Here is a 25258-nt window from a genome sequence, read left to right as displayed (position 1 = left end):
TTCGCGACCGCCGCGAGCTCGCGGCGCGCCTCCGCCCGGTGGGCGACCCGGCCGCTCATGGGGACGATGCGGAGGTCCCCGCCTCCACCACGTCCCCGACCGGTCGGCGCGGTGCCGGCGGCCCCGGCGCGCCGAACCCGATGCGCACGACCGCGTGCGGGTTCCACCCGCCGCCGAGCAGGGTCGCCAGCTCCTGCCTGGTCTCGGCCACCTCGATCACCTGGGACATCAGCGAAGCGACCAAGCCGCCCGCGGTCGCGGTGAGCAGCATCCGCTGGAGCGCCTCGCCGGCGCGCACCTCCGCGCGCGGGCCGGAGTCCTGCGAGGACACCACGGCCAGCAGCGGCTGCGCCTCGAAGGCGAGCCCCGGCTCCCGGCGCGGGGCGCGGCCCGCGGAGAAGTCCCGCAGCACCCACTGGTCCTGCGGCTCGGGGGCGGGGCCGGCGGCGGCGGCCGGAACGCCCTCGGGATCGCCGACGTCCCTGCCCGTCCAGCGGGCCAGTTCCTCCCGGAACCGGCCGTCGGCCATCTGCACGCGGTGCGCGCGGTGGACGAGCCCTTCCAGGTGCCCCAGCTCGCCCCGCCCCACCACGTGCAACCAGCAGCCCTCCCGCTGCACGGCCTGGATCATCTCGTGGCGCAGCTCAGCGGGCACGGGTCGTTCGCGGAACGGGGCGCGGGCGGTGTGCCGACGCTCGATCATCCCGTAGAGCCGTTCGGACTCGGCGGAGGGCGAGCCGCGCTGACCCGCGCGGACCTCGGCCAGCAGCGTCGTCCGATCGTCCCCGTCGGGCGGGACCGTGACCACCGGGTGCACCCGGTGGTGGTCCAGCGCCAGCCGCAGGTTCAGCAGCGCCGCTCCGCAGCCCAGCCGCAGCTCCCGGTCCTCCGGATCGGCCGCCGGAAGCCTCCTGCCGACATCCGCGTGCACCTCGATCAGGTGCCGCCACAGCCGGAACGACCAGGGCTGGCTGTTGTGCAGCGACGGGGCCGCCCCCGCGGCGCGCAGCACCGCCTCCACCCGCTCCGCGGGCAGCCCGAGCGCGGCCGGACACACTGGCATCCGCCCTCCTCCCACAGCGGCAAGGAATCTGATCCGAGGCTCTCCCCCCGAGCTCCCGGATTCACCGGCCGAAGGTCCCGAAATCGCGGCTCCCGGCGCGCGGGCGGCGGTTTCCGCGCGGCGCAGCGGAAACCGAGCGGGCCATCCGCGGATTCCGCTGCCCGCGAAGGACTTTCGGTCCCTGCGCCGGATGCGCGGGTGCGCCATCCTGACCGGGTCGCGCGCGAACGCCCCTGCCGGGGCCGCCGCCGATGAGTTCACCGCGGCGCGAGGAATGGGGGTACCCGCCGTGTCCCAACCCGAGAACGCGATCGTGGCAGGCGTCGACGGCTCCGGCCGCGCCACCGAGGCGGCGCTGTGGGCGGCCGAGGAAGCCCGGCACCACCGCGCACCGCTGCACGTGCTGCTGGTCAACGACGACCCGGCGAGGTCGGACTTCGCGGCGAAGGCCGTGCACGAGGCGGCGGCCGCCTGCCGCGAGGTCGTCCCGGACGTCGAGGTCGGCGAGGAGGTCCGCGCCGGGCATCCGATCGAGGGGCTGCTGCGCGCCGAGGAGGTCGCCCGCCTGCTCGTGCTGGGCTCCCGCGGGCTCGGCGGGTTCGCCGACGCCCTGCTGGGTTCCGTGAGCGCCGAGGTCGCCACCCGGGCGACCGGCTCCGTGGTGGTGGTGCGCGGCGACGTCGAGCACACCGGAGGACCGGTCGTCGTCGGCCTGGACGAGTCCCCCGGCATCGACAACGCGCTGCGCTTCGCCTTCGAGGAGGCGGCGGCGCGCGGCTGCGAGCTGCTGGCCGTGCAGGCCTGGCACGAGGCGGGGTTGCTCGCACCGCCGCTGCTCCCGGCGGAGCGCGAGGAGGCGCAGCTGCGGATCGAGCAGCACGCGCACCGGCAGCTCTCGGAGTGGACCCACCGGTACCCCGGGCTCCCCGCGCGCGCGGTCGCCGTGCTCGCGCATCCCGTACCGGCTCTCGTCGACGCCGCGGCGACCTCCCCGCTGCTGGTGGTCGGGCACCGCGGCAGCGGCGGCTTCAGCGGGCTGTTCCTGGGCTCGGTCGCCTCGGGAGTGCTGCACCACGCGCGCTGCCCGGTCGCCGTCGTCCGGTGACCCCGGCCGGGGACCTCGACCCCCGCGAAGCCACCGAACTGCTGCTCCGGGACCTGCGGACCGCCCGCAGCGGGCTCTCCGAGCGGGAGGCCCGACGCCGGTGGGAGGTGCACGGCCCGAACCAGCTGCCCCGGCACTCGGCTCGGACGTGGCCGACGGCGCTGCTTCGCCAGCTGGCGCACCCGCTGGCCCTGCTGCTGTGGGCCGCGGCCGGGCTCGCGTGGATCTCGGGGACGGTGGAGCTGGCGGTGGCGATCGTCGCCGTGGTGCTGCTCAACGCGGGACTCGCGTTCTGGCAGGAGGAGCGCGCGGAGCACGCCGTGGAGGCCCTCGGCGAGTACGTGCCGCTGCGCACCGCCGTGCGCCGCGAGGGGTCGGTGCGCGCGGTGCCCGCGTCCGAGCTCGTGCCGGGCGACGTGGTGGTCCTGGCCGAGGGCGACAGGGTTCCCGCGGACGCCCGCCTGCTCTCGGGCGGGGTGCACATCGACGCCTCGATGCTGACCGGCGAATCCTCGCCGGTCGAACGGGCGGCGGACCTGCCCGACACCGCCGAGCGCCCGCTCGACTCGGCGGTGCTGGTCTTCAGCGGCACCACGTGCACGGGTGGAACGGCGGAGGCGGTGGTGCACTCCACCGGCAGGACCACCGAGCTCGGGCGCATCGCCGCGCTGTCGGGCCGGGTCCGCCTGGCGGAGAGCCCCCTGGAGCGCCAGGTCCGCGCCGTGGCCTGGCTGATCGCCGCGGTGTCGGTGGGTGCGGCGGCGGCCTTCCTCCCGCTGGGGGTGCTCGCCGGGCTCTCCTGGACGCAGGCGTTCCTGTTCGCCATCGGCCTCCTGGTGGCCAACGTGCCGGAGGGCCTGCTGCCGACGATCACCCTGGCCCTGGCGGCGGGCGTGCGGGACATGGCGCGCGCCGGGGCGCTCGTGGAGCGGTTGTCCGCGGTGGAGACCCTCGGCTCGACCACGGTGATCTGCACCGACAAGACCGGCACGCTCACCCGCAACCGGATGCGCGTGCTCAGCTCCCGAGCCGGTGATGGGTCGGGCCCGCCCCCGCCCGACCTCCTCCGGGCGCTCGCGCGCTGCTCGACAGCGGACCCCGACGCCGAGGGCGGCGACCCGATGGAGCTGGCGCTGCTGGAGTTCGCGGCCGAGGGAGGGGTCCACCTGCCCGCCCGGCAGCGCGACGCGGAACGGCTCCGGCTGTACGGCTTCGATCCGCACCTGCGCCGGATGACCACCGTGGACCGGGAGGACTCGGGGAGCGTCGCCCACACCAAGGGCGCGCCGGAGGAACTGGTGCGGCGCTCGGTGCGCTTCGTCGACGGGCGGGGTGTCGCGCACCCGCTGGGGCCGGCGGAACGCGCCTCCGTGGAGCGGACGCTCGCCGAGATGGCGGGGGACGGGCTGCGCGTGCTCGCGGTCGGGCGGCGCCGCGTCACCGCTCCGGCGCGGCGCGCCGACGCCGAGGACCAGTTGGAGCTGCTCGGCCTGGTCGGGCTGCTGGACCCGCCGCGCCCCGAGGTCCCCGAAGCGGTGCGGCGCTGCCACCAGGCCGGTGTCCTCGTGCACGTGGTCACCGGGGACAACGGCCGCACCGCCGCCGCGGTGGCGCGCGGCGTGGGGATCCGGGCGGACCGGATCGTTGACGGGCCCGAGCTGGAAGCGATGCCCGAACCCGCGCTCGACGAGCTGCTGTCCACCGGCGCGGAGATCGTCTTCAGCCGGAGCACCCCCGAGTCGAAGCTGCGCATCGCCGATGCCCTGCACCACCACGGGCACGTCGTGGCGATGACCGGGGACGGGGTCAACGACGCCCCGGCGCTGCGCCGCGCCGATCTGGGCGTGGCGATGGGTGCCAGCGGTACCGACGTCGCCCGGGAGGCCGCGACCGTGGTGCTCACCGACGACAACTTCGCCACGATCGTGGCGGGCATCCGGGAGGGGCGGCGGACCTACGACAACGTGCGCAAGTTCATCCTCTACATCTTCGCGCACGCGGTCCCCGAGGTGCTGCCGTTCCTGCTGTTCGCGCTCTCCGGCGGCGCGGTGCCGCTGCCCCTGACGGTGCTGCAGATCCTGGCCATCGACCTGGGCACCGAGACGCTGCCCGCGCTCGCGCTCGGGCGCGAACCGGCCGAGCCCGGCCTGATGTCCCGGCCCCCGCGCCCGCGCCGCGAGCACGTGGTGAACCGGCGGCTGCTGCTGCGGGCCTGGGTCGTCCTGGGCGTCCCGTCCGGCGTGCTGGTCCTGGTGGCGTTCTTCGCGGTCCTGCTCAGCGCGGGGTGGCAACCCTGGGTACCGCTGCCCCCCAGCATCGCCGCGCAGGCGACGACGGCGAGCTTCTGCGCGATCGTGGCCTGCCAGCTCGGCACCGCGTTCGCGGCGCGCACCGACCGAGCGCCGCTGCGCGAGGTCGGTGTCAGCAGCAACCGGTTGCTGCTGCTGGGAATCGCCTTCGAGATCGCGGTCACCGCGGCCATCGTGTTCGTCCCGGCGCTGCGCGCGGTCTTCGGCACGGAACCGCCGCCGTGGTGGGTGTTCGCCTCGATGCTGCCCTTCCCGGTGGTGGTGTGGGGGATCGACGAGCTGTACCGGGCTCGTGGCCGCGCCACCGCCGCGCGCCCCGTCGAGGGCGGTCCGGCATGAGCGGCGGCGGGCGGGCCTGGTTGCGGCGGGCCGCCACCGCGGTGCGGGAGCGGTACGAGGCGGGGTTGCTGCTGCTGGCCGCCGCGCTGCTCGGCGCGGGAGCGATCAGCTGGTGGTCGGGCGCTCCGGCCGCGGCCGGTGCGCTGTGGCAGGTCACCACGCTGGCCGGGGTGCTCCCGTCGCTCGGGTGGACGATCGCCGCGCTGCGGCGCGGGCGCACCGGGGTGGACCTCATCGCCGTCCTGTCGCTGGCGGGTGCGTGGGTGACCGGTGAGCACTTCGCCGGAGCGCTGATCACCCTGATGCTCGCCTCCGGGCGCGCGCTGGAAGCGCTCGCGCGCCGCCGCGCCTCCCACGACCTCCGCGCGCTCGCCAGCGCGGCCCCCCGGTTCGCCCGCCGCCGGGGTCCCTCGGGAACCGAGCGGGTACCGGTCGACGAGGTCGCCCCGGGGGATCCGCTGCTCGTGGCGACCGGGGAGCTGGTGCCGGTGGACGGGGTCGTCGACGGCGCCACCGCAGTGCTGGACGAATCCCTCGTGACCGGCGAGTCCTGGCAGGTCGAACGCCCGGCGGGAGAGCCGGTGCGCAGCGGGACGGTCAACGCGGGCGACGCCTTCGCGATGACGGCGTCCGCCCGCGCGGACGAGAGCACCTACGCCGGGATCGCGCGCCTGGCCCGCGAAGCCGGTGCCGAGCGGGCACCCGCGGTGCGGGCCGCGGACCACTACGCCTCCTGGTTCCTCCCGCTCGCGCTGCTGCTGGCGGCGCTGGCCTGGCAGCTCCAGGGGTCGCCCGTCGCCGCGGTCGCGGTGCTGGTGGTGGCGACCCCGTGCCCGCTGCTGCTGGCCGTTCCGATCGCCCTGGTCGCGGGGCTCTCGCGCGCCTCGCGGGTCGGGGCGATCGTGCGGGACGGCGACGCGCTCGAACACCTCGCCCGCGCCCGCACGGTGCTGCTGGACAAGACGGGCACGCTGACCGAGGGCAGGCCTCGCGTGGCACGGGTCGTGGCGTCCCCGGCCGATTCGGAGGACGAGGTGCTGCGCCTGGCGGCCTCCTTGGAGCAGGCTTCCTCGCACCTGGTGGCCGAGCCGATCCTGGGCGAGGCGCGCCGCAGGGGGCTCCGCCTGCTCGCTCCGGAGCGCGCGGCGGAACAACCCGGCCGGGGGATCAGCGGCGTCGTGGGCGGTGCGCGGATCGAGGTCGGCGGGCTGGCGCTGCCGGAACACCGGCCGGACTGGGTCGCCGAGGTGGAGAGCACCGCCGAGCGGGACGCCTCCGGCGTCGCGTGGGTCTCCCGGGAGGGAAGCCTCAGCGGCGCCCTCGTCCTGCGCGACCGGCCGCGCGACGACGCGCCGCAGGCGGTGCGGCGGCTCCGCGCCGCCGGGGTGCGGCGGGTCGTCATGCTCACCGGGGACCGCCCGGACGTCGCCCGCTCCGTCGCGGAGACCGTCGGGCTCGACGACGTGCTCGCCTCGCGGACCCCGACCGGCAAGGTTGCCGCCGTCCGCGCCGAGAGCCGCCTCGCGACCACCGCGATGGTCGGCGACGGGATCAACGACGCTCCCGCCTTGGCCGCCGCCGACGTCGGCGTGGCGATGGGCGCGCGCGGCGCCACGGCCTCCTCCGAGGCCGCCGACGTCGTGCTCACCGCGGATCGGCTGGCGGCCCTGGCGGACTGCGCGGACGTGGCGGTGCGCGCCCGGCGCATCGCCGCGCAGTCCGCCATCACCGGCATGTTCCTGTCGCTGCTGGCGATGGTGGCCGCCGTGGCGGGAGCGCTGGCCCCCGCCCCGGGCGCGGTGCTGCAGGAGGTGATCGACGTGGCGGTGATCCTGAACTCGCTGCGGGTGCTCGCCGCCCCCGCGCGCCGCCGCGGCCCGGTCGGGAGCCCCGCCCGGTAGGCGTTCCGGACCGCGAACCGAGGCCCGCCGCGCGCATCGGAGGACGTTCGCCCCTCCACGCGAACCCGGGTTCCCGGCCAGCCTGTTCATAGCCGCGGGATGGTGCACCGCCCCCTCCGGGGCGGCGGGGAGCGCTGCCCGCGCGCGGGAAGAGCCGCACTCGATGACGGAGGAAACCCATGACGCACCTCATGCCGACTCGCGGAACGCCCGTCCCGGACCTGCTCGACTGGATCGAGGGCCAGTGGCCGTTCGGAGATCGCCACCCGGTCAAGGTCGAGACCTTCCACGAGGGCGACCAGCTCGTCGTGCGCTGCGAACTCCCCGGGATGGACCCCGAACGGGACATCCACATCACGGTCGAGGGCACGATGCTCAAGATCAGCGCCGAGCGCACCCGCGAGGAGCGCGACGACCGGCACACCGAGTTCCAGTACGGCTCCTTCGTCCGCAGCCTGACCATGCCGGTCAGCGCCGATCCGGAGCACATCGAGGCCGACTACGAATCGGGCATCCTCACCATTCGCATCCCGCAGCGGGAATCCGGCTCCAGCAAGGAGATTCCGGTGGCCCGCCGGGAGCGGTGAGCGACGACCGCGATGGGGGCCCGGAACCTGGTGATCGCCGCCGTGGACGGTTCGGAGCGCGCGCGGCAGGCGGCCTCGTGGGCGGCCGAGGACGCGGCGTTGCACGGGGCCGGGCTCCAGCTCGTCGGGGTCGCCGAGAACGGGGCCGACGACGCGCACGAGCGCGCGATGCTCGACCACGTCGCCCACCGGTGCCGCCAGCTGCACCCGGAGGCACCCGCGGAGGTGCTGGTCGCGCACGGCAATCCGATCGCCGAGCTCGTCCGCCTCTCGGCCGGGGCGGGGCTCGTCGTGCTGGGCGCCCACGGGCGGACGGCGAGCCGGTGGGCGAGCGTGGGTTCGGTCGCCACGCGCGTCGCCACCCACGCCGCCTGCCCGGCCGTCGTGGTGCGCGAGCCGCGTCCGGTCGGGGATGTCGTGGTCGGGGTCGACGGATCGGAGCGCGGGCGGCGGGCGCTGGAGTTCGCCTTCGCCGAGGCGCGGGCGCGCGGCAGCGAACTGGTCGCTGCGCGCGCCCGCGACCTCGCGACGGTGGAGCGGTTCCCGGTGGTGCCACCGCTGGACTTCGAGATCCAGGCCGAGCTGGACCGCGCCCGGCGAGAGCTCGACGAGGCCCTCGCGGGAGTGGAAGGCCGGTACCCGGGAGTCGCGGTGCGCAAGGAGGTGCGCTGCGGGCACCCGCTCGCGGTGCTGCTGCACCTGGCCTCGCGGGCGCGGCTGCTCGTGGTCGGCCACCGCGGCGCCGGAGGCTTCGCCGGCCTGCTGCTCGGCTCGACCGCGGCGGGCGTGCTGCGCGACGCGCCCTGCCCGGTCGCGATCGTGCGCGGCTAGGAACGCCCCGTGCGCCGGTGTCCGGGAGGGGGCGGGAGCGCGGCGGCGGCCGCGCCGTCCGCTCCCCCGGTGCGGCCACCGCTCGTCGCGGGAGCGCCCGCCCCGCCGCGACGCGATCCACCGAGATCCCGCGTCGGTGCCTCCGCGGCCGGAGCGCCCGCCACCGCCCCGGTTCGCGGCCGGTGTTCCGACGAGCGGCGCGCCCGGCACCAGCACGCGCCTTTGGTCACTGGCAGGCCACCGGACCGCTGGGGACACTGCAAGCAGGATCGGTTCGACGCCATGCCGCTGGAGCACGTGATGATGGGCAGGGACGAACGCCGTCGCTTGGACGAGATCGGTCGGCACCTCTCGGAGGACGACCCCGACTTCGCCCGGAAGCTGACCCGGCCGCGCCCGGTCTGGAACCTGCTGCACCGGTGGCCGGCCCGGATGTGGCTGGCGGCGGTGCTGTTCCTGCTCGCCGCGCTGTGCCTGATCATCGGAGACGCGGGGGCGATGCTGGTGGCGGCCGCGGCGGGGACCGCGATCGTCGTGCTGCGGCACTGGAGCTTCGAAGCGGGTTGAGCGTTCGCCACGAACCACCGGTGGTGCGCGGACGCTCGGATGATCGAACGGGGGTCGACCGGATGACACCAGGCGCGTTCGTGTCCTGGCAGCGGCGCTTCGGCGCCGCGGGGATCGGCGCGCTCGACCGGATCCGCGCCCTGCACGACCGTCGCGGGACCCTCGGGCGGCGGGAGCGGCAGGAGATCGCCGTCGAGCTCCGGTGGCCGGTGGCGGCCGCGACCGGGTCGACGTCGTTCTACGCGGATCTCCACGGCGAGGTCCGGTCGCGGCACGTGCAGGTGTGCACCGGCACCTCGTGCTTCGTGTCCACCGGGGGCAGGCCGGTCGCCCGGGCGGAGTCCGCGCTCGCGGACGCCGGACGGCAGCGCGCGGGAGCGACGTCGTCGGCGTGCGCGCACTGCCTGGGCTTCTGCTACGCGGCCCCCGCCGTCCTCGACGGCGCCACTCCCCTCGCGGGCCCCGGGGTCTACGAAGGACTCGGCTCGGACACCCGCGATCCGGCGCCCGCCCTGCCCTTCCGCAGCGAGTGCGAGCCGGTGGTGCTGTCCGGTCTGGTCGGCGGCGAACCGGCGTGGCAGGTCTGGCCGGAGGCCGTCGTCGACGGCTCCGACGCGGTGCTCGGCGAGGTCGGCGCCGCCGGCCTGCGCGGGAGGGGTGGCGCGGAGTTCCCGGTGGCGGCGAAGTGGCGGGCGGCCCGGCGCGGGCGGCCGCCGAGGTACGTCGTCGCGAACGGCGACGAGGGCGATCCGGGATCGTTCTGCGACCGGCTGCTCATGGAGGGCGATCCGCACCGCGTGCTCGAAGGACTCGCGCTCGCCGGGCTGGCGGTCGGGGCCCGGCGCGGTTTCGCCTTCGTGCGCTCGGAGTACCCGGAGGCCACCCGGATCCTGCGGGACGCGGTCGCCGAAGCCCGCGCCGCCGGCCACCTCGGCCTCCGCGTGCACGGCTCCGCGGTGGACTTCGACGTCGAGATCGTCCGGGGCGCGGGGTCCTACGTCGCCGGTGAGGAGACGGCGCTGCTGCGGGCGCTGCAGGGGTTGCGCGGCGGGGTGCTGCCCCGCCCGCCCTACCCGACCGAGCGCGGCGTGCGGCACCAGCCGACCGCCGTCAACAACGTGGAGACGCTGGCCGCGGTGCCCTGGATCCTGCGGCACGGGGCCTCGGCCTACGCGCGCCTGGGCACCGAGCGGGAACCGGGCACGAAGCTGGTCTGCTTCAGCGAGCGCTTCCGCGCGCCCGGCGTGTGCGAGGTCGAGTTCGGCGCGCCGCTGCGCCACCTCGTCGACGGCATCGGCGGGGGCCTGCGCGACGGTCACCGGCTGCGGGCCGTGCAAGTGGGAGGGCCGCTGGGGGGCTTCCTCGCGCCGCACGAGCTGGACGTGCCGCTCACCGCGCACGCCCTCGCCGACGCGGGGGTCGCGCTGGGCCACGGCAGTCTCGTGGCGATCGACGACGCGGTGCGAGCCCGGGACCTGCTCCAGCACGTGTGGTCGTTCGCCGCCTCGGAGAGCTGCGGAGCCTGCGCACCCTGCCGGATCGGGACCCGGCAGGGCAGCGAGCTGACCGCCGCGGGCGACGTGGACGCGCAGCGGCGCGTGCTGGACGTGATGGCGCGGGCCAGCTTGTGCGGCTTCGGCCGCGGCGTCCCCGGTGCGGTGCGCAGCCTGCTGCGGACCTACCGCGAGGAGCTGGGGGGCCGGTCCGGATGACGCGGGTGCGGGTCGACGGTGCGGCGGCCGTCGAAGTGCCGGACGGTTCGACCGCGCTGGCGGCGGTGCGCGCCGCCGGCGTCGAGATTCCCGCGCTGTGCCACGACGAACGGCTCACCCCGCAGGGCTCGTGCCGCGTGTGCCTGGTGCGCGCGGCGGGCGGGGTCGTGGCCGCGTGCACCACCCCGGTCTCCGAGGGGATGCGCATCGACACCCGCGCGCCCGAGTCCCGCGACGCGGCCCGGGCCGCGCTGGAGCTGATCCTCTCCGAGCTGCCCCCGCGCGCGCTGGAGGTGCCGCCCGAGCGCAGCGAACTCGTCCGGGCGTGCCTGCACTTCGGCCTCACCGGAACGAGCTTTCCCGCCGCCGCCCACGATCGGGGGCTCGACCACTCGCATCCCTACGTGAAGCTCGACCGCGATCTGTGCATCGCCTGCGGGCGGTGCGTGGCGATGTGCGCGGAGGTCCAGGGCACCTTCGCCCTGGAGCTCGCGGGTCGCGGGTTCGACACCGCGGTCTCCGCCGGGGACGGCGGACCGTGGGCGGAATCCCCGTGCGTGGCCTGCGGTGGTTGCGCGGACACCTGCCCGACCGGGGCGCTGTCCGAACCCGGCCTGCTCGACCTCCGGCCGATCTCCCGCACCACCACGACCACGTGCGGCTACTGCGGGGTGGGGTGCGCCCTCGACGTGCACGTCCGCGACGAGGGGATCGCCGCCATCACGCCGCACCGCGCGGCCCCGGTGAACCGCGGGCACGCCTGCGTCAAGGGGCGCTTCGCGCACGGCTTCACCGACGCCGCCGACCGGCTCACGCGACCGCTGGTCCGCCGACGCGGCCAGCTCGAACGAGCGACGTGGGCGGAGGCGCTGGCCCTCATCTCCCAGCGGTACGCCCGGATCCGCGAGCGGCACGGTCCCGAGGCGTTCGCCCTGATCTCCTCCGCGCGCGCCACGAACGAGGAGAACTACCTCGCGCAGAAGTTCGCCCGCACCGCGCTGGGGACCAACAGCGTCGACAACTGCTCGCGGCTGTGCCACGCGCCCTCCGCGACCGGGCTCACCGCCGCGTTCGGCCTCGCCGGTGGCACGAACTCGCTCGACGACCTCGACCGGGCCGACTGCGTCCTGCTCGCCGGGGCCAACCCCACCGAGGCGCACCCGGTCGTCGGCGCCCGCATCAAGCAGCGGGTGCTGAGCGGGGCGCGCCTGGTGGTCGTCGACCCCCGGCGCACCGAGCTCGCCGGTCTCGCGGACGTCCACGTGCGCTGCAAGCCGGGGTCGAACGTCGCGGTGTTCCACGCGCTCGCGCACGTGCTGCTGGGCGAGGACCTCGTCGACGAGGAGTTCCTGCGCGAGCGCGCCTCGGGCCGGGCGGAGCTGGCCGCGCTGCTGCGCGACTACGCGCCCGAAACCGTCGGCGCGATCGCCGAGGTCCCGGCGCGCGACCTGCTGGCCGCCGCGCGGCTGTTCGGCCGCTCCCGGAACCCGGCGATCATCTACGGGCTGGGGGTGACCGAGCACGCCCACGGCACCGACGGCGTCCGCGCCCTCGCGAACCTGGCGATCCTGCGCGGCTCGGTCGGCGAGCCGGGGTGCTGCGGGATCCTGCCGCTGCGGGGACAGAACAACGTCCAGGGCGCGTCCGACATGGGCGCGCTGCCCGACCTGCTGCCCGGCTACCAGGCCGTCGCCGACCCGGCCGTGCGGCACCGCACCGCGCGGGCCTGGCGGCACCCGGTCCCCGCCGAACCCGGCCTGCGCATCCCCGAGATGTTCGACGCGGCGATCTCCGGGCGCGTTCGGGCGCTGCACGTCATCGGCGAGGACATCCTGCAGAGCGACCCGGACACCGCTCACGTTCGCGAGGCGCTGCGCTCGTGCGAATTCGTCGTCTGCCACGACCTGTTCCTGTCGCGGACGGCGCAGCACGCCGACGTCGTGCTGCCCGCGGCCTCCTTCCTGGAGAAGGAGGGCACCTTCGTGAACTTCGACCGCCGCTTCCAGCGCGTCCGGGCCGCGCTGGACCCGCCGGGGGAGGCGGCCGACGACTTCCGGATCCTGCACCGGCTGGCGGACGCGCTCGGCGCCGACCTCGGGTGCCCCGCTCCGTCGGACGCGCTGGCCGAGTGCGCCTCGATCGCGCCCCTGTTCGCGGGCGTCTCGCACGAACGGCTCGACCGCGAGGGCCCGTTGCACTGGCCGTGCCGCGCCCCCGGCGAGCCCGACGAGCCCGCGCTGTTCCTCGACGGGTTCGCCACGCCCTCCGGGCGCGCGGAGCTCGCCGCGGTGCCGTACCGCCCGCCCGGAGACGCGCCCGACGCCGAGCACCCGCTGACGCTCGTCACGGGCCGCCGCCTGGAGCACTACAACACCGGTTCGATGACCCGCCGCACGCCGGATCTGCGGCTGCTGCCCGGGGAAACGCTCGACGTGCACCCCGACGACGCCGCGCGCCTCGGCCTCTCCGACGGCGAGGCAGCCCGCGTGACGAGCCGGTGGGGCGCGGCGGTGCTCACCGCGCGCACCACCCGCGACGTCCGCCCGGGGGAGGTCTTCGCCGCGTTCCACTTCCCCGGTGCGGAGATCAACGCCGTGACCTCGTCGCACGCGGACGCCGCCACCGGGTGCCCGGAGTACAAGGTGACCGCCGTCGACGTCCGCCCCGTCGCACCCCCGGGCCGGGAGCGGCGCTGAACGCCGCGCGCGGCGTCAGCCCAGCACCGGGTCGAGGCCCGGACCGCCCCGGTCCGCGCGCAGCGCGTCCTCCGCGACCCCGTGCGGGACGACGACGACCGGGCACTCGGCGCGGCGGATCGCGTGCAGCGCCACGCTGCCGAGCACGGACTCCGCCATCGTCGCCTTTCCGTGGTCGCCGAGCACCAGCAGCTCGGCGCTCCGGGAGCGCTCGGCCAGCACCTCGGCCGGCCGCCCCTCCACGAGCTCGGAGCGCACGTCCAGGGGGACGCCCGAGGTGCACTCGGCCAGCACCTCGCGCAGCGATTCCCGGTGCTCCCGCTCCGCGTGGTGCGGGGCGAGCTCCGGGTTCATCAGCAGCGGGCCCGGACCGGCCAGCACCGCGTGGGAGGACCACACCATGACCACGCGCAGCGGACTCCCCCGGCGGCGCGCCTCGCGCACCGCCCAGCGCAACGCGCGCCGCGAAGCGGGTTCGCCGTCGACTCCCACCACGATCTCCGCGCCTCGCATCGCGATCTCCCCCTTCCGGCTCCGGTGTTCGCGGGCCCACGCTCAGCCCGGTTCGGCGAGGGCTCGGCGCGCGGCGGCGATCGCCTCCTGCGGCGAGCCCGCGGTGTCGACGGGCACGGCCTCCGGCCACTCCGCGAAGTCGGCGGCCATCCGCGCGGCGACGTCCGGGGTCGCGTCCGAGAGGTCGCCCGCCCGGTCCGCGATCCGCCCGGCGGTCACGTACCCGGGGGCCGCGCAGCGCAGTTCGACCGGCGCGGAGCGGGTCAGCTGGGCGATGCGCCTGGCCCGGGCCCGTTCGTCCGCATCGCTCCAGCTGGCGTCGAGCACGACGCTCTCGCCGTGCTCCAGCAGCGTCCGCGCCCTCGCGAGCAGTTCCGAGTAGGTCTCGCGCACGTGCTCCGCCGCGTACAGCCCGCGCCCGTACCCGGCGTGCGCGGGTTCGCCCAACCCGGCCGCGAGCTCGCGGCGCACCCGATCGGTGCTGAGCAGCACCGCCCCCAACCGGTCCGCGAGCGAACCCGACACCGTCGACTTGCCGGTGCCCGGCAGCCCGCCCACCAGCACCAGGCGCACCTGCCCGGCGCGCAGGTGCGCGCGGGTCATGCCCGCCAGCAGCCGAGCCTCCTCCGCCGACCCGCTCGCCCCCTGCGCGTGCCGCAGGCAGGCGACCTTCGCGCGGACGAAGGCCCGGTAGGCGAGGTAGTGGTGGGCCAACGAGTCCGCCGCCTCCGCTCCGGAGAACTCCCGGTACCAGCGCAGGAACCGCCTCCCGAGGTCCGCGGCCCCGAGGCGTTCGAGATCCATCGCCAGGAAGGCCGCGTCGTCGAGCCCGTCGACGTGCCGCAGCTCGTCGTCGAACTCCAGGCAGTCGAGCAACCGCGGGCCGTCGTCCAGGCAGAAGATGTCGTCGGCGACCAGATCGCCGTGGCCGTCCACCACGCGCCCGCGGCGGGCGCGCTCCTCCAGCAGCGGGACGCGGCCGTCGACGTACTCCAGCGCCGACCGGCCGATCTCCTCGAACTCCGCGGGGTCCAGGAGCTCCCCCACGAACGGCTCCACGCCCGCGAGGTTGTCGCTCCACCGCCCGCGCAGCGCGGGCGCCCGTCCCGCCGCCGCGATGTCCGCCCCCGTCCGCGCGGTGCTGTGGAACGACGCCAGCGCCCGGGCGATCCGCTCGAGCTCCGCGAGCGGCGCACCGCGCCTCCGGACCACGGTGGACAACCGGCGTTCCGCGGGCATCCGCCGCATCACCACGATCCAGTCGCAGGTGCGGCCGCGCCCGTCCAGCACCCGCGCCACGTCGAGGTAGACGTCCGGTGCCAGCCTGCGGTTCAGCTCCACCTCCCGGCGGCACGCCCGCTCCCTGGCCTCGGCCGTGCTGAAGTCCAGGAAGCCGAAGTCGACCGGTTTCTTGACCTTGTACGCGCGGTCCCCGGTGAACAGCAGCACGGCGGTGTGGCTCTCGGCGACCGCCGCGGGCTCCCGCCCCCCGGCCGGTGTCTCGTCAGCTCCCGTCACCGCTCCTCCTCCGTTCCGGCGACTCGTCCGCAGCGCTCGCGGCGCGTGACCTCCGCGCGGACGGGATCCGGCGCACCAGCGCGCCCGGTCGGCGGGGCTCACGAGCTCGGCGCCTCGCGCACGACCACCACCGGGCACGAGGCGTGGCGGACGCAGTGCTGCGCGACGGACCCCAGCAGCGCGCCGGCGAACCCGCCGCGCCCGCGGTGGCCGACGACCAGCAGGTCGGCGTTGACGGCTTCGTCGAGCAGGGCGCGGGCCGCGTGGTCCTCGACGACGATCCGGCGCACGTGGACACCGCTTCCCGCCGAGGCGAGCGCCTCGTCCACGGCCCGGCGCAGCACGGCGGCCGCGTGCTCGGTCACGCCCTCACCGGGCATCGGCATCGCGACGTCGATCAGCGCGGGGATCCCGGACGCGATCAGCGCCGCGACCTCCCCTCCGGCCTGCTCGGCGTAGCGCAGGGCCCACTGGAGAGCGGCCCGCGAACCTGGTGAACCGTCGACCCCGACCAGGATCCGGTCGACCTCGGCCATGTTCCCCTCCTCACCCGCTCCGTTCCCGCGCTCCGCGCGGGGCGTCGCGCTCACCGCGCGATCACCACCGGGCACGGCGAGTGCTGCACCAGGTGCTGACTGGTGGAGCCCAGCACCAGCCCGGTGAAACCTCCTCGCCCCCGGGCACCGACCACGACGAGCTGCGCCTGCTCCGCGTGCGCGAGCAGGGCCCGCGCGGGCTTGTTCAGCGGTGCGAAGCGCTGCACCACGACATCGGGATGGTCCTCGGACCAACCCGCCAGCGCCTCGGTCAGGAGGCGTTCCTCATCGGCCTGGGCCACGGCCCACCCCTCGTCGACCCGGTGCCGCAGCCGAGCCTCGTCCTGCGCCAGGGAGTGCCAGGCGTGCACCGCGCGCAGCGGCACCTCCCGGGCGGCCGCGAGCTCGAAGGCGTAGCCGAGGGCGGCCGCGTCGTGCCGGGACCCGCTGACCCCGACGACGACCGGATCGGTCTCGTCCGGTCGGCGCTCCCCGCGCACCACCGCGACCGGGCACCGGGCGTGCGCGGCCACCGCGATCGCCACCGAACCGATCAACAGCCCGGTGAACCCGCCGAGCCCCCGGCTGCCCAGCACCACCAGCTCCGCCCGCGGGGACTGCTCGACGAGCCCGCTCGCCGGGGACCCCATGCGGAACTCGGTGTCCACGCCGACGTCCGGCGCGACCTCGCGCACCTGGTCCGCCGCCTGCCGCAGGGATTCCTCGGCTTCCTCGCGGATGCTGTCCAGGAACGCCTGCCGCGGGGGCACGACCGGGTAGTCCGGCACGACCACGAGCGACTTCACGTCGCAGTGCAGCAGGTGCAAGCGCGCCGACCGCCGACGGGCTTCCAGCGCCGCCCAGCGAGCGGCCCGGAGAGCCGAAGCCGAGCCGTCGATCCCGGCCACCACCGTCCGCTCCACCGAACCTCCACGCGCCGATCCTCGGTTCCCGCGAGCGCTCCCCGCGCGAATCCCGATTACACGCACCGGCTCGCCGGACCCGGTAGAGCCGAGAGTCCCTGGTGGTGCCCGGGCCGCCCGCGCGGCGCGGGCCAGGTCAGGCCCGCGCGCGCACGACCAGCACCGGGCAGGCGGCGTGGTGCAGCAGGGCCTGGCTGGTCGACCCGAGCAGGAGGCCCCGGAAACCGCCGCGACCTCGGCTGCCCACCACGACCAGGCTGGCCCGTCGCGCCTGCGCCAGCAGCAGCTCCCTCGGATCACCGCGCTCCTCGACCCAGCGGAGATCCACCTCGGGATGGCGCCGCCGCCACGCCGCGACGTGCTCCTCCAAGAACCCAGCGGGCGCTCGGTGGTGCTCCGGCACCGCGTGCGCGGCCACCAGCGGCAGTCCCGCGCGCGAGGCGCGCTCGGACGCCGCGTCGAGCGCCGCGTCTCCGGCCGGGCTGCCGTCGACCGCCACCACCACCGGGCCGGTCGCGTCCGGGTCACCGCGCACGACCACCACGGGGCTGTGCGCGCGGGCCGACACCCCGGTGGCCACCGAGCCCAGGAGCAGCCCGGGAAACCCGCCGCTCCCCCGGTGCCCCAGCACGACCTGGTGCGCCTGCCGCGACAGGTCCACCAGGGCCGGGACCGGCGGCTGGTTGGTGACCGCCGTCGTGATCCGGACGTCCGGCGCCGCCGCCCGCACCACGTCGCCCGCCGCGTCCAGGCGCTCGCGCGCGTTGCTGTCGATCCCCTCGTAGTAGCACTGCATGGGATAAGTCCCGGGCAGCACCGGGCTGACCCCGCCCAGCGCGAACACGAGGTGCACCGGCAGGTTCCGGCCGCGTCCGTCCACGGCCGCCCACCCGGCGGCGAGCTCGGCGGGCCGGGAGCCATCGATCCCGACCACCACCGATCCTCGGACCTCGTTCATGCGATCCCCTCCCCCTGCCGAGCACCGATCGCCGCGACCGGTGCCGAGCGCGGTGTTCCCAGCGTGGCCGGGGAAACCGGAACCGGCTGGTCCGCGACCCCGGCCGGTCCACCTCGGGCGCCGGGGGCCGGTGCGCGGAGACGACCGGAGAGCCCAACGACCCTGCCGCGCTCGCCGGTGCCGGTCCATCCTGGGCGCGGCACTCGGCAGGACGGAACGCAGGTGGTGCGGCATGGAGGGACAGGGGCACGACGTCCGCGAGGACGAGCGGGCCGGGTGGTCGATGGCGGGTTCCGGCGCGCCGGGGAAGGCCGCGGCCGGGATCGACGACTTCCTCGACAGCCCTGATTTCGTGATCACCGAGCACCTCCCGGTGCGCTGCTCCCCGAGTGCCGCCTACGCGGCGCTGCGGCACCTGGACCTGCTCACCGTGCGCTCACCGGCGATCGACGCCGCGATGCTGGTGCGCGGCTGGCCCGCCCGGTTGCGCCGGCACGTGCCGGCCCGGGCCCGGACGCGGTTGACCTTCGACGACGTCGTCGCCGAGGGGAACTGGGTCCGGCTCGCCGAGGACCCGGGGCACGAGCTGGTCCTGGGTGCCGCGGGCAGGTTCTGGACCCCGGTGCCGAGCCTCGAAGCGCTCGGGCCCGGCGAGTTCGAGCGCTACGACCGGCCCCGGCACGGGCGGATCGCGATGTCGTTGTCCGCCCTCCCCTACGGCCGGGGCAGCCTGCTCAGCTACGACGTGCGCGTCTCCCTCGACGACGCGCTGTCGCTGCGGACCTTCGGGTGGTACTGGTGGACCGCCCGCCCCTTCATCCGCTTGATCATGCGCGCCACGCTGCGCCGCGCCGCGGCCAACGCGCTCACCGGAGGAGGCGAAGCGCAGCGCGACACCGGGTCGAGCGCGCCCGCCGCACCGCCCGGGCCGGGGAGCGGTCCGGGTGAGTGAGGGGCGCAGCGCTCACCCGCACGTGTGGAGCGTCCCGGAGCGGGAGGTGCTGGCCAGCGCGGTCGCGGCGGCTCCTTCGGTGCACAACGCGCGGCCCTGGACGTTCGTGGTGCGCGAGCACGTGGCCGAACTGCGACCGCACCCGGTCGACCTGCTCGACGAGCACGATCCGCTGGGCCGCGACCGGGACCTCTCGCTCGGCGCGGCCCTGACCAACCTCCTGCTGGCGGTGGAGCACCTCGGCCTGGTCCCGCGCGTGGACGAGGTCGCCGAGCCGGGGTGCGAACGGGCCATCACGACGGTCACCGCGACCCACCGGACGGAGCCGTCCGAGGCGGCCGAGCGCCGCTTCGCCGCCCTCACGCACCGCCGCAGCCACCGCGGGGCCTTCCCGGGGGGCCGACTGACGGACGCCGAACGCGCCTCGCTGCGGGCGGCGGCCGGGCTCGCTCCCGGCGAGACCCGCTGGATCACGGGAGCGTCCGAAGCGCTGGCGGTGGCGCGCTCGCTGAGCTACGCGGCGCGGGTGATGCACGCCGATGCCGCCTACCAGCGGGAGCTGGCGCACTGGATCGTGTACGAGGACGCGGTGGGCGGCCCGAACCCGGAGTCCGGCATCCCGGAGAGCGCCCTGGGCTGGCGCGGGCTCCCCGCGGTCGGCCTGGTGACCGACCGCACCAAGCTGCCCGACGAGGCCCTGCTGGCTTCGCGCATCGAGCACGACTCCGTCCTGGTCCTCTGCGGCGAAGGCGATGCCGCGGGAGACCACGTGCGGATCGGCCGCGCGCTGCAACTGGTGTGGCTGGAGGCGACCTCGCGCGGGATGGCGGCATCGGTGATGACCCAACCGCTCCGGTTGGGCGAGGTGCGCGCGGCCATCGCCGAGGAGCTGGAGCTGCCCGGGAAGCCCCATGCGCTGATGCGCTTCGGTCACCGGTCCTGAGCTGCCGCTGAAACGAGGGTGCGCTGATGGCGAACAGCACGATCGTGGTGGGCATCGACGGGTCGGACTCCGCCCTGCGCGCGGCCCGCTGGGCGGCGACGGAGGCGGTGCACCGCTCGGCGCGGCTGCGCCTGTGCTGCTGCGACGACGCCTCGATCGTGCTCGCGGCGGGGTCCCCGGGGGTGGTGCTGCCGCAGTCCTTCTTCGACGCGGTCCGGGAGCAGGGCGAACGCTGGCTCCGCCGAGCGGGTGACGTCGCACGGGAGGCGGCGCCGGGCGTGCGGGTCGAGACCGAGTTCCGATCGTTCGCCGCACCGGCCCCCGTGCTGATCGAGGAGTCCCGCCGCACCTCGTTGATCAGCCTGGGGCACCGCGGGCTGGGCGGCTTCACCGGCCTGCTGGTGGGTTCCGTGACCATCTCCGTCTCCGCGCACGCCGCATGTCCCGTGGCGGTGATCCGCGGCCGGGAGGAGATCCGCCCCGACGCACCGGTCGTGGTCGGCGTCGACGGCCCCGCCGACTCCACCGCCGTGCTCCGCTTCGCCTTCGAGTCGGCCGCGCACCGAGGCGTACCGCTGCGGGCGGTGCACGCCGACCCGACCCCGGTCACCGACGAGGCTCCGGCCCGACACCTGGTCGACGGCCGACGACCGACCGCGCGAGCCGAGGAGGAGTCGCTGAGCGAGGCCATCGCCGATCTGAGCGAACGCTTCCCCGAGGTGCAGGTGCAGCGGTCCGCGGCCGTCGGCGAACCGGCCAGCACGCTCGTCGAGCACTCCGAACACGCGCAACTGGTCGTGGTGGGCGCCCGAGGACGCGGAGGCTTCACCGGCCTGCTCCTCGGCTCCACCAGCCAGCAACTCGTGCACCACGCGTCCTGCCCCGTCGTCATCGCCCGGTGAGGGCGGAGCGAGCCCGCGGGTCCAGGGAAGATCTCCGAAGTCCGCACCACCCCCGCGAAGAAGTCGTGCACCACCAGCGGCGCAGCCGAACGGTGAGCCGAGGCCAGCCATCGGCACGTGCAGGAAGCCTCGTAGCAGCGGCTGTCTTCGGGACTCCTATCCCTGCACCGCCGCCAGCGACACGTTCATGGCCTCCGCAAGGCCCTGCTGGGTCAATCCCACACCGCCCCCGAATACAGGCCAGAACAGCCCGGCAACCCCTCCCGCGACGGGGGCTCCCTGGCAGTCAGCTCTGTATCGGCACGACGGCGAACGGGCGGTTGTTCCGCAGCCTCACCGGCGGGGATCTCGCCGAGTCGACCGCTGCGCGGGTGTGGGACAAGGCAAGGCGGTGAAGTGTTCACAGCTGAGGAGCACGGCTCCGTGCCCGTACGACCTGCGGCACCCGTGCGTGTCGACCTGGCTCGGTGGCGGCGAGTCGTCGACTCAGGTAGCCGAGTGGGCCGGGCACTCGGTGGGCTGCTGCACCAGGTGTACGCGAAGGTGCTCGCTGGGCAGGAGGACAGCGCCGCAGGATCGAGGAAGCGCTTCGGGGTGGCGGTTGAACCGTGTACGTGGATGGTACGTAGCAACCCGCAGACAGCCGTAGAAGCTGGGAACAACCGCAGACCGGCCCCGCGCGGCTTCTCACGTGAACTGCCTGGTGAGAGCCGCGCGAGCCTGGCCGGAAAGGGTGCCCCCGGTCAGAGTCGAACTGTACGGATTTGAGTCGGCCGAGCGGTGTCGCTCCGGTGCTGTCCTGCGGCAACAGGCGCGGATCGGTGGCGTCACGTCGCTCTGTGGGCATCGCGGGCCGAGGTTCGCGCCCAGACTCGCACCCGGAGCAAGGGAAGCCCTGCTGTGCAGGCATCTAACCGGGCTGCCGTACTGAAAGTAAAGCTGTGCCTACACAGTGTTGGCATACCCAGTAGACTGCGGTGAGATACAACGGTTGTAGATCTGGGAGGATGAAGTGGCCACCGATGAGGATGCTGAGCATAGTGATTCGGCGGTAGAGAAATGCCAAAGGCGAACCGGAAGCGGCGATAGTTCTCTTGCTCGCAATAGTATCGATGGATCTAGTATTGCGAACTCCGTCCAGGCAAACGCAATCAGCGGCGGGGTTCACTTCTATGGAGTGAACCCCACGCCGATTTATGTATCGCAGACAGAATCAGCCACTGGCGGCGGACACAAGCAAGAAGAAGCACCGGAGCCAGAGACGCGCGAGCCAGGTTTAGTAGCCAAGTACTTCGACCATGTCATCAAGAACCGCTCGCCCATCTTGGTTTGGTCCGCGCTTATGGCTCCCGTTAACGTGACCATTGTTGGCATAACCGAATACTTCGCCGGGGCTCAAAGTCCAGGCGAGTCGCCGTCGACCGATTTGGAAACGGCGCAAGCTGGAGCCGTCTTTTCTGCACTTCTCGCGATGCTCGTCGCTTGGCGATATATTGCTCGACGAAATGGCTCGGAGAAGTGGAGATCAATGCGTGAGGTTCACCCTAGTATTGTAAATTTTCTCCGCAGACGGGCGCTGGCCGCTATGGTTATCCTGCTTTCGGTCTTGCTGGTATTTTCTAGCATCCCCACTGTTATGGATCCAGAGTCGCTGACCACTGCTTCCTCGAATTCGACGAGCAATCAAGACCAATCCGGACTCAGCAAGTTCGGATTTGTTATCTTCATCGATCTATTGCTTCTTGAGCTTGTTGTTTTCTGCATCAAAGTAAATGTCCGGCACTATAGAGCGGGAGAGTCTTCCCCCGTCGAGTAGATTGAACACTGTTTCGATTCCAGTGCCCCATCGGATCGATTCACCCTGCGCAATTGTCGTGCCGATCCGAGGTTTCATGCTAGTTCGGACGCCTTCGTTGTCTCTTCAATGAAGCCGTCATGGGCGCCTGTGTGGCTTAGAATGCCAGTTGGGTTTACGTGAAATCACGCAACGTGCCCGAGTGAAACTGAGGTCGATATCTTTAGGGATTCGGATAGTATGGCGAAATCTCTGGGTGACGGTGAGCGCGACGGTCGACGGCGCTGAGTTCTGCTCGTTGACCTGGTTGAGCAACTTTGTCAGGGCCTTCTCGGCGCGCTTGCGCGCGGCGTCGTTCGTGCCCTTGATCGTCTCGCGTAGGTAGACCCGCTTGCCGGTGACCGGATCGACGCCCGCGTACACGACCACCCGGAAGCCAGTAGCGCGCTCCTCGATCCGGCCGCGCTCGCGGGACTCTGAGCGCGCAGCAGTCGTGGCCTTGAGCATACTCGCACCCAAGGCCGCACCCAGCGGATCAAACCATGATCCAGATCTTCGGTTGTTTCCGCTGGTGAGCGGTGGTGCCCCCGGTCAGAGTCGAACTGACACTGTACGGATTTTGAGTCCGCCGCCTCTGCCGATTGGGCTACGGGGGCCGAGCGGCTTCGAGCTTACGGGATCGGTGATCACCAGGTGCGGGCGGGTGGCCCGCACCTGGGCAGCGGTTCGCTCGCGGGCCGCCCGGCAGACCGCCTCGTCCAGATCGTCGGGTTGCACTCGCCTGCGGAGACTCGCTCGCCGCTGACACCCGACTCACCGGGGCCAGGGCGGGTATCGGCGCGCCTTCTCGCGCTTCGGGCGCCACTGCTGCCGAACGTGCCAGGCCCGGCGGACGGACGTCGTCCGGTTCTTCGGGCCGATCGGCGGAGTCGGGGGTTCCCGGGGCGCCACGCGCCGTCACCGAACGATGATCTTCTCGAGTGATCTCGCTGGCGCTTCGGGGTGAGCGCCACGCCGGTGGCTCCCCTCGGGGCAGGTGTCCGCGCGAAGGTGCCCGAGGCGGACCGGGGCACTCGGCGGGAGGGATCGGATGGGCACCGCGCTGCGGATCGACTCGCTCGCGATCGAAGACCACCGGGGTTGGCAGGAGCCCTACGACTTGTCCGGGCGGCTGGTCGCGATCGTCGGCCCGATCGATCGCGGGAAGACCTCGATGGTCGACTGCATCGACTTCGCGCTCGGACGCGAGGTGAAGTTTCGAGGCGCGGTGGCCGAGCACGTGGTCGCGGTCGAGGCCGGGGTGCGGATCGGCGAGGAGGAGGTCTTCCTGCGCCGGAAACGCAAGCGGTCCGGCTCCGTCGAGGTCCTGGACATGCTTAAGAACCCGATCACGGAGTTGCCGGTCCGGCCGCGCCGCGGTGAGCAGGGCTTCTCGGACTGGCTGCTCGCCCGCCTCGGCCTCGACGAGGTCTTCGCTTCCGTCCGGCTGGCACGCGGCAAGCAGCTCTCGTTCGCGCACGATCTGCTCCCCTACCTGCACCTCCGGCAGGACGACATCGAGCGGTTCGTGGTCCGCCCGCCGTCGGAGGACGTGGCTCGCCTCGTGGTGGCGAAGCTGTTGCTGGGACTGACCAGCGAGACGACCGAACGCCTGCGCGCCCGCAACGACCAGCTGAAAGCGGTGATCAAAAGTCGCGCGCGGGAAGTCGCCAAGATCGAGGGTTTCCTCGACGAATCGTTGCGGACCACCGCCACCGCGATCGAGGACGACTTGGCGCGCTTGCGGGAGGAGGAGGCTCGATCAAACCGACGGCTCGAGGACCTGCGAGAGCGGACCAGGACGGCGACCCGGTCCACCGATCACCTCCGGCGGCGGCTCGACAACGCCCGGCAACAGCTCGTGCGCGCGGAGGACGTCGTTGATCGAGCGCTGCGGCAGGTCGCCGAGGCGACCGGCGAGCTCGATCACCTCGACGCCGCGCTGGCGGAGCTGGGCCAGCACGACCCCGCTCCGCCCCGGGCCGGCGAGGCGCTGTCACTGCTCTACACACCGTGCCCGGCGTGCGGAGCTGACCTCGGCTCGCGCGAAGTGCCGCCAGGGCGGTGCAGCCTGTGCACCGAGCGGCTTCCCGGTGCGGCGCGCGATCAGGAGCGCGATCTGCTGCTGCACCGCCGGAAGCACGCCGCGGCCCGCCTCGCGGAGTGCGATCGGGAACTGGAGCGGACCCGCGCCGCGGCCGGCGTCGCAGCGGAGGAGCACGGTTCGGCTCGGCAGGCCCTGGCTGAGGCCGCCGACACCGCGGTCGCCCCGCACGTCGACGACATCGCGGCGGCGGCCGAGGAGAGGCAGTCGCTGCGCAGCGCGATCACCGCACTGCAACGGCTCCGGGAACCGCACCGGCACCTCGCGGCGCAGCGCGAGAAGATCGGGGAACTGCGGGAGAAACAAGAAGAGGTCGACGCGGACCTGGTCCGAGCCGAGGCCGAGCTGACCAGGCCCGAGGACGTCTTCGAGCACCTCGACAAACTGTTCCGGGGGATCGTGGACGCGTTCGACCTGCCCTGGGCCACCAAGCGCGCGCGGCTGAGCCGGACGACGTTGCTGCCGCTGGTCGACGAGCAGGACTTCGACGAGCGCGGCGGTGGGTCGCGCGCCGCGGTGTCCGTGGCGTACAGCCTGACCCTGCTGAAGCACGCGCTCGAAGATCCGCGATTCCTCCTGCCCCCGCTGCTGATCATCGATTCGCCGCAGAAGAACCTGGGGCGCAACGACACCGATGAGGAGCTGGCGACGCGGATGTACGAGCAGATCAGCGACTACTTCGAGGAGGGCCGCCGACGGGCGCCCGGGCGCTTCGAGAACGTCCAGCTCATCGTCGTCGACAACGACGTCCCCGCCGGGATGCGTGGACGGTTGGAGAAGCTGATCGATTTCGAGAACCAGGAGGGGTTCGTCCGGGGCCTGCGGCACCCGCACGGGCGGCCAGCGGCTCCCGGGCAGCTCGAGCTCGAGGTGGACCTGGGGTGAACGCGGAGGCGCGCGGGGGGGGGGGGGGGGGGGGGGGGGGGAAGAGGGGGGGGGGGGGGGGGGGGGGGGGGGGGGGGGGG

General features: G+C 74.1%; 20 protein-coding genes and 1 tRNA gene. 13 read left to right on the top strand and 8 right to left on the bottom strand.

The window, feature by feature from the left end:
- Positions 1–55 precede the first annotated feature (55 nt).
- Entirely contained in the window at positions 56–1063 is a 1008-nt protein-coding gene (locus tag ACL03H_RS12625) for an Acg family FMN-binding oxidoreductase (protein ID WP_412811380.1), read from the bottom strand.
- Positions 1064–1352: 289 nt separating this feature from the next.
- Between ACL03H_RS12625 and ACL03H_RS12620 the strand changes: the two genes are divergently transcribed.
- From ACL03H_RS12620 to fdhF, 8 genes are all read left to right on the top strand, one after another.
- Positions 1353–2168, top strand: a complete 816-nt coding sequence (locus ACL03H_RS12620) for a universal stress protein (protein WP_412811379.1) — start codon at positions 1353–1355, stop codon at positions 2166–2168.
- Entirely contained in the window at positions 2165–4816 is a 2652-nt protein-coding gene (locus ACL03H_RS12615) for a cation-translocating P-type ATPase (RefSeq protein WP_412811378.1), read from the top strand. Before ACL03H_RS12620 ends, ACL03H_RS12615 begins: the two co-directional genes overlap by 4 nt.
- Positions 4813–6717, top strand: coding sequence for a heavy metal translocating P-type ATPase (locus tag ACL03H_RS12610; RefSeq protein WP_412811377.1), 1905 nt, complete (start codon positions 4813–4815; stop codon positions 6715–6717). Before ACL03H_RS12615 ends, ACL03H_RS12610 begins: the two co-directional genes overlap by 4 nt.
- Positions 6718–6896: 179 nt before the next feature.
- The gene (locus ACL03H_RS12605) at positions 6897–7304 is read left to right on the top strand and encodes an Hsp20/alpha crystallin family protein (RefSeq protein ID WP_412811376.1); all 408 of its coding nucleotides are present in this window, start codon (positions 6897–6899) and stop codon (positions 7302–7304) included.
- Between the two features lie 12 nt (positions 7305–7316).
- The gene (locus tag ACL03H_RS12600; RefSeq protein ID WP_412811375.1) at positions 7317–8135 is read left to right on the top strand and encodes a universal stress protein; all 819 of its coding nucleotides are present in this window, start codon (positions 7317–7319) and stop codon (positions 8133–8135) included.
- 282 nt (positions 8136–8417) lie between these two features.
- On the top strand, positions 8418–8702 hold the full coding sequence (locus ACL03H_RS12595) for a DUF3040 domain-containing protein (protein ID WP_412811374.1): 285 nt from the start codon (positions 8418–8420) through the stop codon (positions 8700–8702).
- A 62-nt stretch (positions 8703–8764) separates the two neighbouring features.
- Positions 8765–10414, top strand: a complete 1650-nt coding sequence (locus tag ACL03H_RS12590) for an NADH-ubiquinone oxidoreductase-F iron-sulfur binding region domain-containing protein (RefSeq protein ID WP_412811373.1) — start codon at positions 8765–8767, stop codon at positions 10412–10414.
- Entirely contained in the window at positions 10411–13110 is a 2700-nt protein-coding gene (gene fdhF / locus ACL03H_RS12585) for a formate dehydrogenase subunit alpha (RefSeq protein ID WP_412811372.1), read from the top strand. The genes ACL03H_RS12590 and fdhF overlap by 4 nt, the downstream gene beginning before the upstream one ends.
- Before the next feature lie 15 nt (positions 13111–13125).
- Here the strand turns inward: fdhF and ACL03H_RS12580 are convergent, their stop codons facing one another.
- The 5 genes from ACL03H_RS12580 to ACL03H_RS12560 form a co-directional block, all read right to left on the bottom strand.
- Positions 13126–13623: a universal stress protein gene (locus tag ACL03H_RS12580; protein WP_412811371.1), complete on the bottom strand. Its 498-nt coding sequence runs from the start codon at positions 13621–13623 to the stop codon at positions 13126–13128.
- Positions 13624–13665: 42 nt separating this feature from the next.
- Positions 13666–15141 (bottom strand): bifunctional aminoglycoside phosphotransferase/ATP-binding protein, encoded by a 1476-nt coding sequence (locus ACL03H_RS12575; RefSeq protein ID WP_412811370.1) that lies wholly within the window; start codon positions 15139–15141, stop codon positions 13666–13668.
- A gap of 98 nt (positions 15142–15239) precedes the next feature.
- Positions 15240–15677, bottom strand: a complete 438-nt coding sequence (locus ACL03H_RS12570; RefSeq protein ID WP_412811369.1) for a universal stress protein — start codon at positions 15675–15677, stop codon at positions 15240–15242.
- Positions 15678–15727: 50 nt separating this feature from the next.
- On the bottom strand, positions 15728–16600 hold the full coding sequence (locus tag ACL03H_RS12565; protein WP_412811368.1) for a universal stress protein: 873 nt from the start codon (positions 16598–16600) through the stop codon (positions 15728–15730).
- Positions 16601–16736: 136 nt separating this feature from the next.
- Entirely contained in the window at positions 16737–17558 is an 822-nt protein-coding gene (locus tag ACL03H_RS12560; protein WP_412811367.1) for a universal stress protein, read from the bottom strand.
- Between the two features lie 232 nt (positions 17559–17790).
- Here ACL03H_RS12560 and ACL03H_RS12555 point away from each other — a divergent pair, with 232 nt between their 5' ends.
- From ACL03H_RS12555 to ACL03H_RS12540, 4 genes are all read left to right on the top strand, one after another.
- Positions 17791–18510, top strand: a complete 720-nt coding sequence (locus ACL03H_RS12555) for a hypothetical protein (protein WP_412811366.1) — start codon at positions 17791–17793, stop codon at positions 18508–18510.
- Positions 18503–19453 carry a nitroreductase family protein gene (locus tag ACL03H_RS12550; RefSeq protein ID WP_412811365.1) on the top strand — a complete coding sequence of 317 codons (951 nt, stop codon included), beginning with the start codon at positions 18503–18505 and terminating at the stop codon, positions 19451–19453. The genes ACL03H_RS12555 and ACL03H_RS12550 overlap by 8 nt, the downstream gene beginning before the upstream one ends.
- A 26-nt stretch (positions 19454–19479) precedes the next feature.
- The gene (locus tag ACL03H_RS12545) at positions 19480–20355 is read left to right on the top strand and encodes a universal stress protein (RefSeq protein ID WP_412811364.1); all 876 of its coding nucleotides are present in this window, start codon (positions 19480–19482) and stop codon (positions 20353–20355) included.
- Positions 20356–21367: 1012 nt separating this feature from the next.
- Positions 21368–22171 carry a hypothetical protein gene (locus ACL03H_RS12540; RefSeq protein ID WP_412811363.1) on the top strand — a complete coding sequence of 268 codons (804 nt, stop codon included), beginning with the start codon at positions 21368–21370 and terminating at the stop codon, positions 22169–22171.
- Positions 22172–22288: 117 nt separating this feature from the next.
- Here the strand turns inward: ACL03H_RS12540 and ACL03H_RS12535 are convergent, their stop codons facing one another.
- Positions 22289–22657 carry a hypothetical protein gene (locus tag ACL03H_RS12535; RefSeq protein ID WP_412811362.1) on the bottom strand — a complete coding sequence of 123 codons (369 nt, stop codon included), beginning with the start codon at positions 22655–22657 and terminating at the stop codon, positions 22289–22291.
- A gap of 72 nt (positions 22658–22729) precedes the next feature.
- Positions 22730–22806: transfer RNA gene (locus tag ACL03H_RS12530), tRNA-Leu, on the bottom strand.
- A 434-nt stretch (positions 22807–23240) separates the two neighbouring features.
- Between ACL03H_RS12530 and ACL03H_RS12525 the strand changes: the two genes are divergently transcribed.
- Positions 23241–25178 (top strand): hypothetical protein, encoded by a 1938-nt coding sequence (locus ACL03H_RS12525; protein WP_412811361.1) that lies wholly within the window; start codon positions 23241–23243, stop codon positions 25176–25178.
- Positions 25179–25258: the final 80 nt, after the last annotated feature.

It is taken from the genome of Saccharopolyspora antibiotica (assembly GCF_047200635.1).
Classification (GTDB): domain Bacteria; phylum Actinomycetota; class Actinomycetes; order Mycobacteriales; family Pseudonocardiaceae; genus Saccharopolyspora_C.
Note: the sequence above shows the minus strand (reverse complement) of the source record. Positions and strands in the feature narration are given on the sequence as shown.

What these genes read in the sequence shown, in the direction of transcription:
- ACL03H_RS12625 (WP_412811380.1), bottom strand. Translation starts at nt 1,063, where the DNA reads ATGCCAGTGTGTCCGGCCGCGCTCGGGCTGCCCGCGGAGCGGGTGGAG.
- ACL03H_RS12610 (WP_412811377.1), top strand. Translation starts at nt 4,813, where the DNA reads ATGAGCGGCGGCGGGCGGGCCTGGTTGCGGCGGGCCGCCACCGCGGTG.
- ACL03H_RS12605 (WP_412811376.1), top strand. Translation starts at nt 6,897, where the DNA reads ATGACGCACCTCATGCCGACTCGCGGAACGCCCGTCCCGGACCTGCTC.
- ACL03H_RS12600 (WP_412811375.1), top strand. Translation starts at nt 7,317, where the DNA reads ATGGGGGCCCGGAACCTGGTGATCGCCGCCGTGGACGGTTCGGAGCGC.
- ACL03H_RS12595 (WP_412811374.1), top strand. Translation starts at nt 8,418, where the DNA reads ATGCCGCTGGAGCACGTGATGATGGGCAGGGACGAACGCCGTCGCTTG.
- ACL03H_RS12590 (WP_412811373.1), top strand. Translation starts at nt 8,765, where the DNA reads ATGACACCAGGCGCGTTCGTGTCCTGGCAGCGGCGCTTCGGCGCCGCG.
- fdhF (WP_412811372.1), top strand. Translation starts at nt 10,411, where the DNA reads ATGACGCGGGTGCGGGTCGACGGTGCGGCGGCCGTCGAAGTGCCGGAC.
- ACL03H_RS12580 (WP_412811371.1), bottom strand. Translation starts at nt 13,623, where the DNA reads ATGCGAGGCGCGGAGATCGTGGTGGGAGTCGACGGCGAACCCGCTTCG.
- ACL03H_RS12570 (WP_412811369.1), bottom strand. Translation starts at nt 15,677, where the DNA reads ATGGCCGAGGTCGACCGGATCCTGGTCGGGGTCGACGGTTCACCAGGT.
- ACL03H_RS12560 (WP_412811367.1), bottom strand. Translation starts at nt 17,558, where the DNA reads ATGAACGAGGTCCGAGGATCGGTGGTGGTCGGGATCGATGGCTCCCGG.
- ACL03H_RS12555 (WP_412811366.1), top strand. Translation starts at nt 17,791, where the DNA reads ATGGAGGGACAGGGGCACGACGTCCGCGAGGACGAGCGGGCCGGGTGG.
- ACL03H_RS12545 (WP_412811364.1), top strand. Translation starts at nt 19,480, where the DNA reads ATGGCGAACAGCACGATCGTGGTGGGCATCGACGGGTCGGACTCCGCC.
- ACL03H_RS12535 (WP_412811362.1), bottom strand. Translation starts at nt 22,657, where the DNA reads ATGCTCAAGGCCACGACTGCTGCGCGCTCAGAGTCCCGCGAGCGCGGC.
- ACL03H_RS12525 (WP_412811361.1), top strand. Translation starts at nt 23,241, where the DNA reads ATGGGCACCGCGCTGCGGATCGACTCGCTCGCGATCGAAGACCACCGG.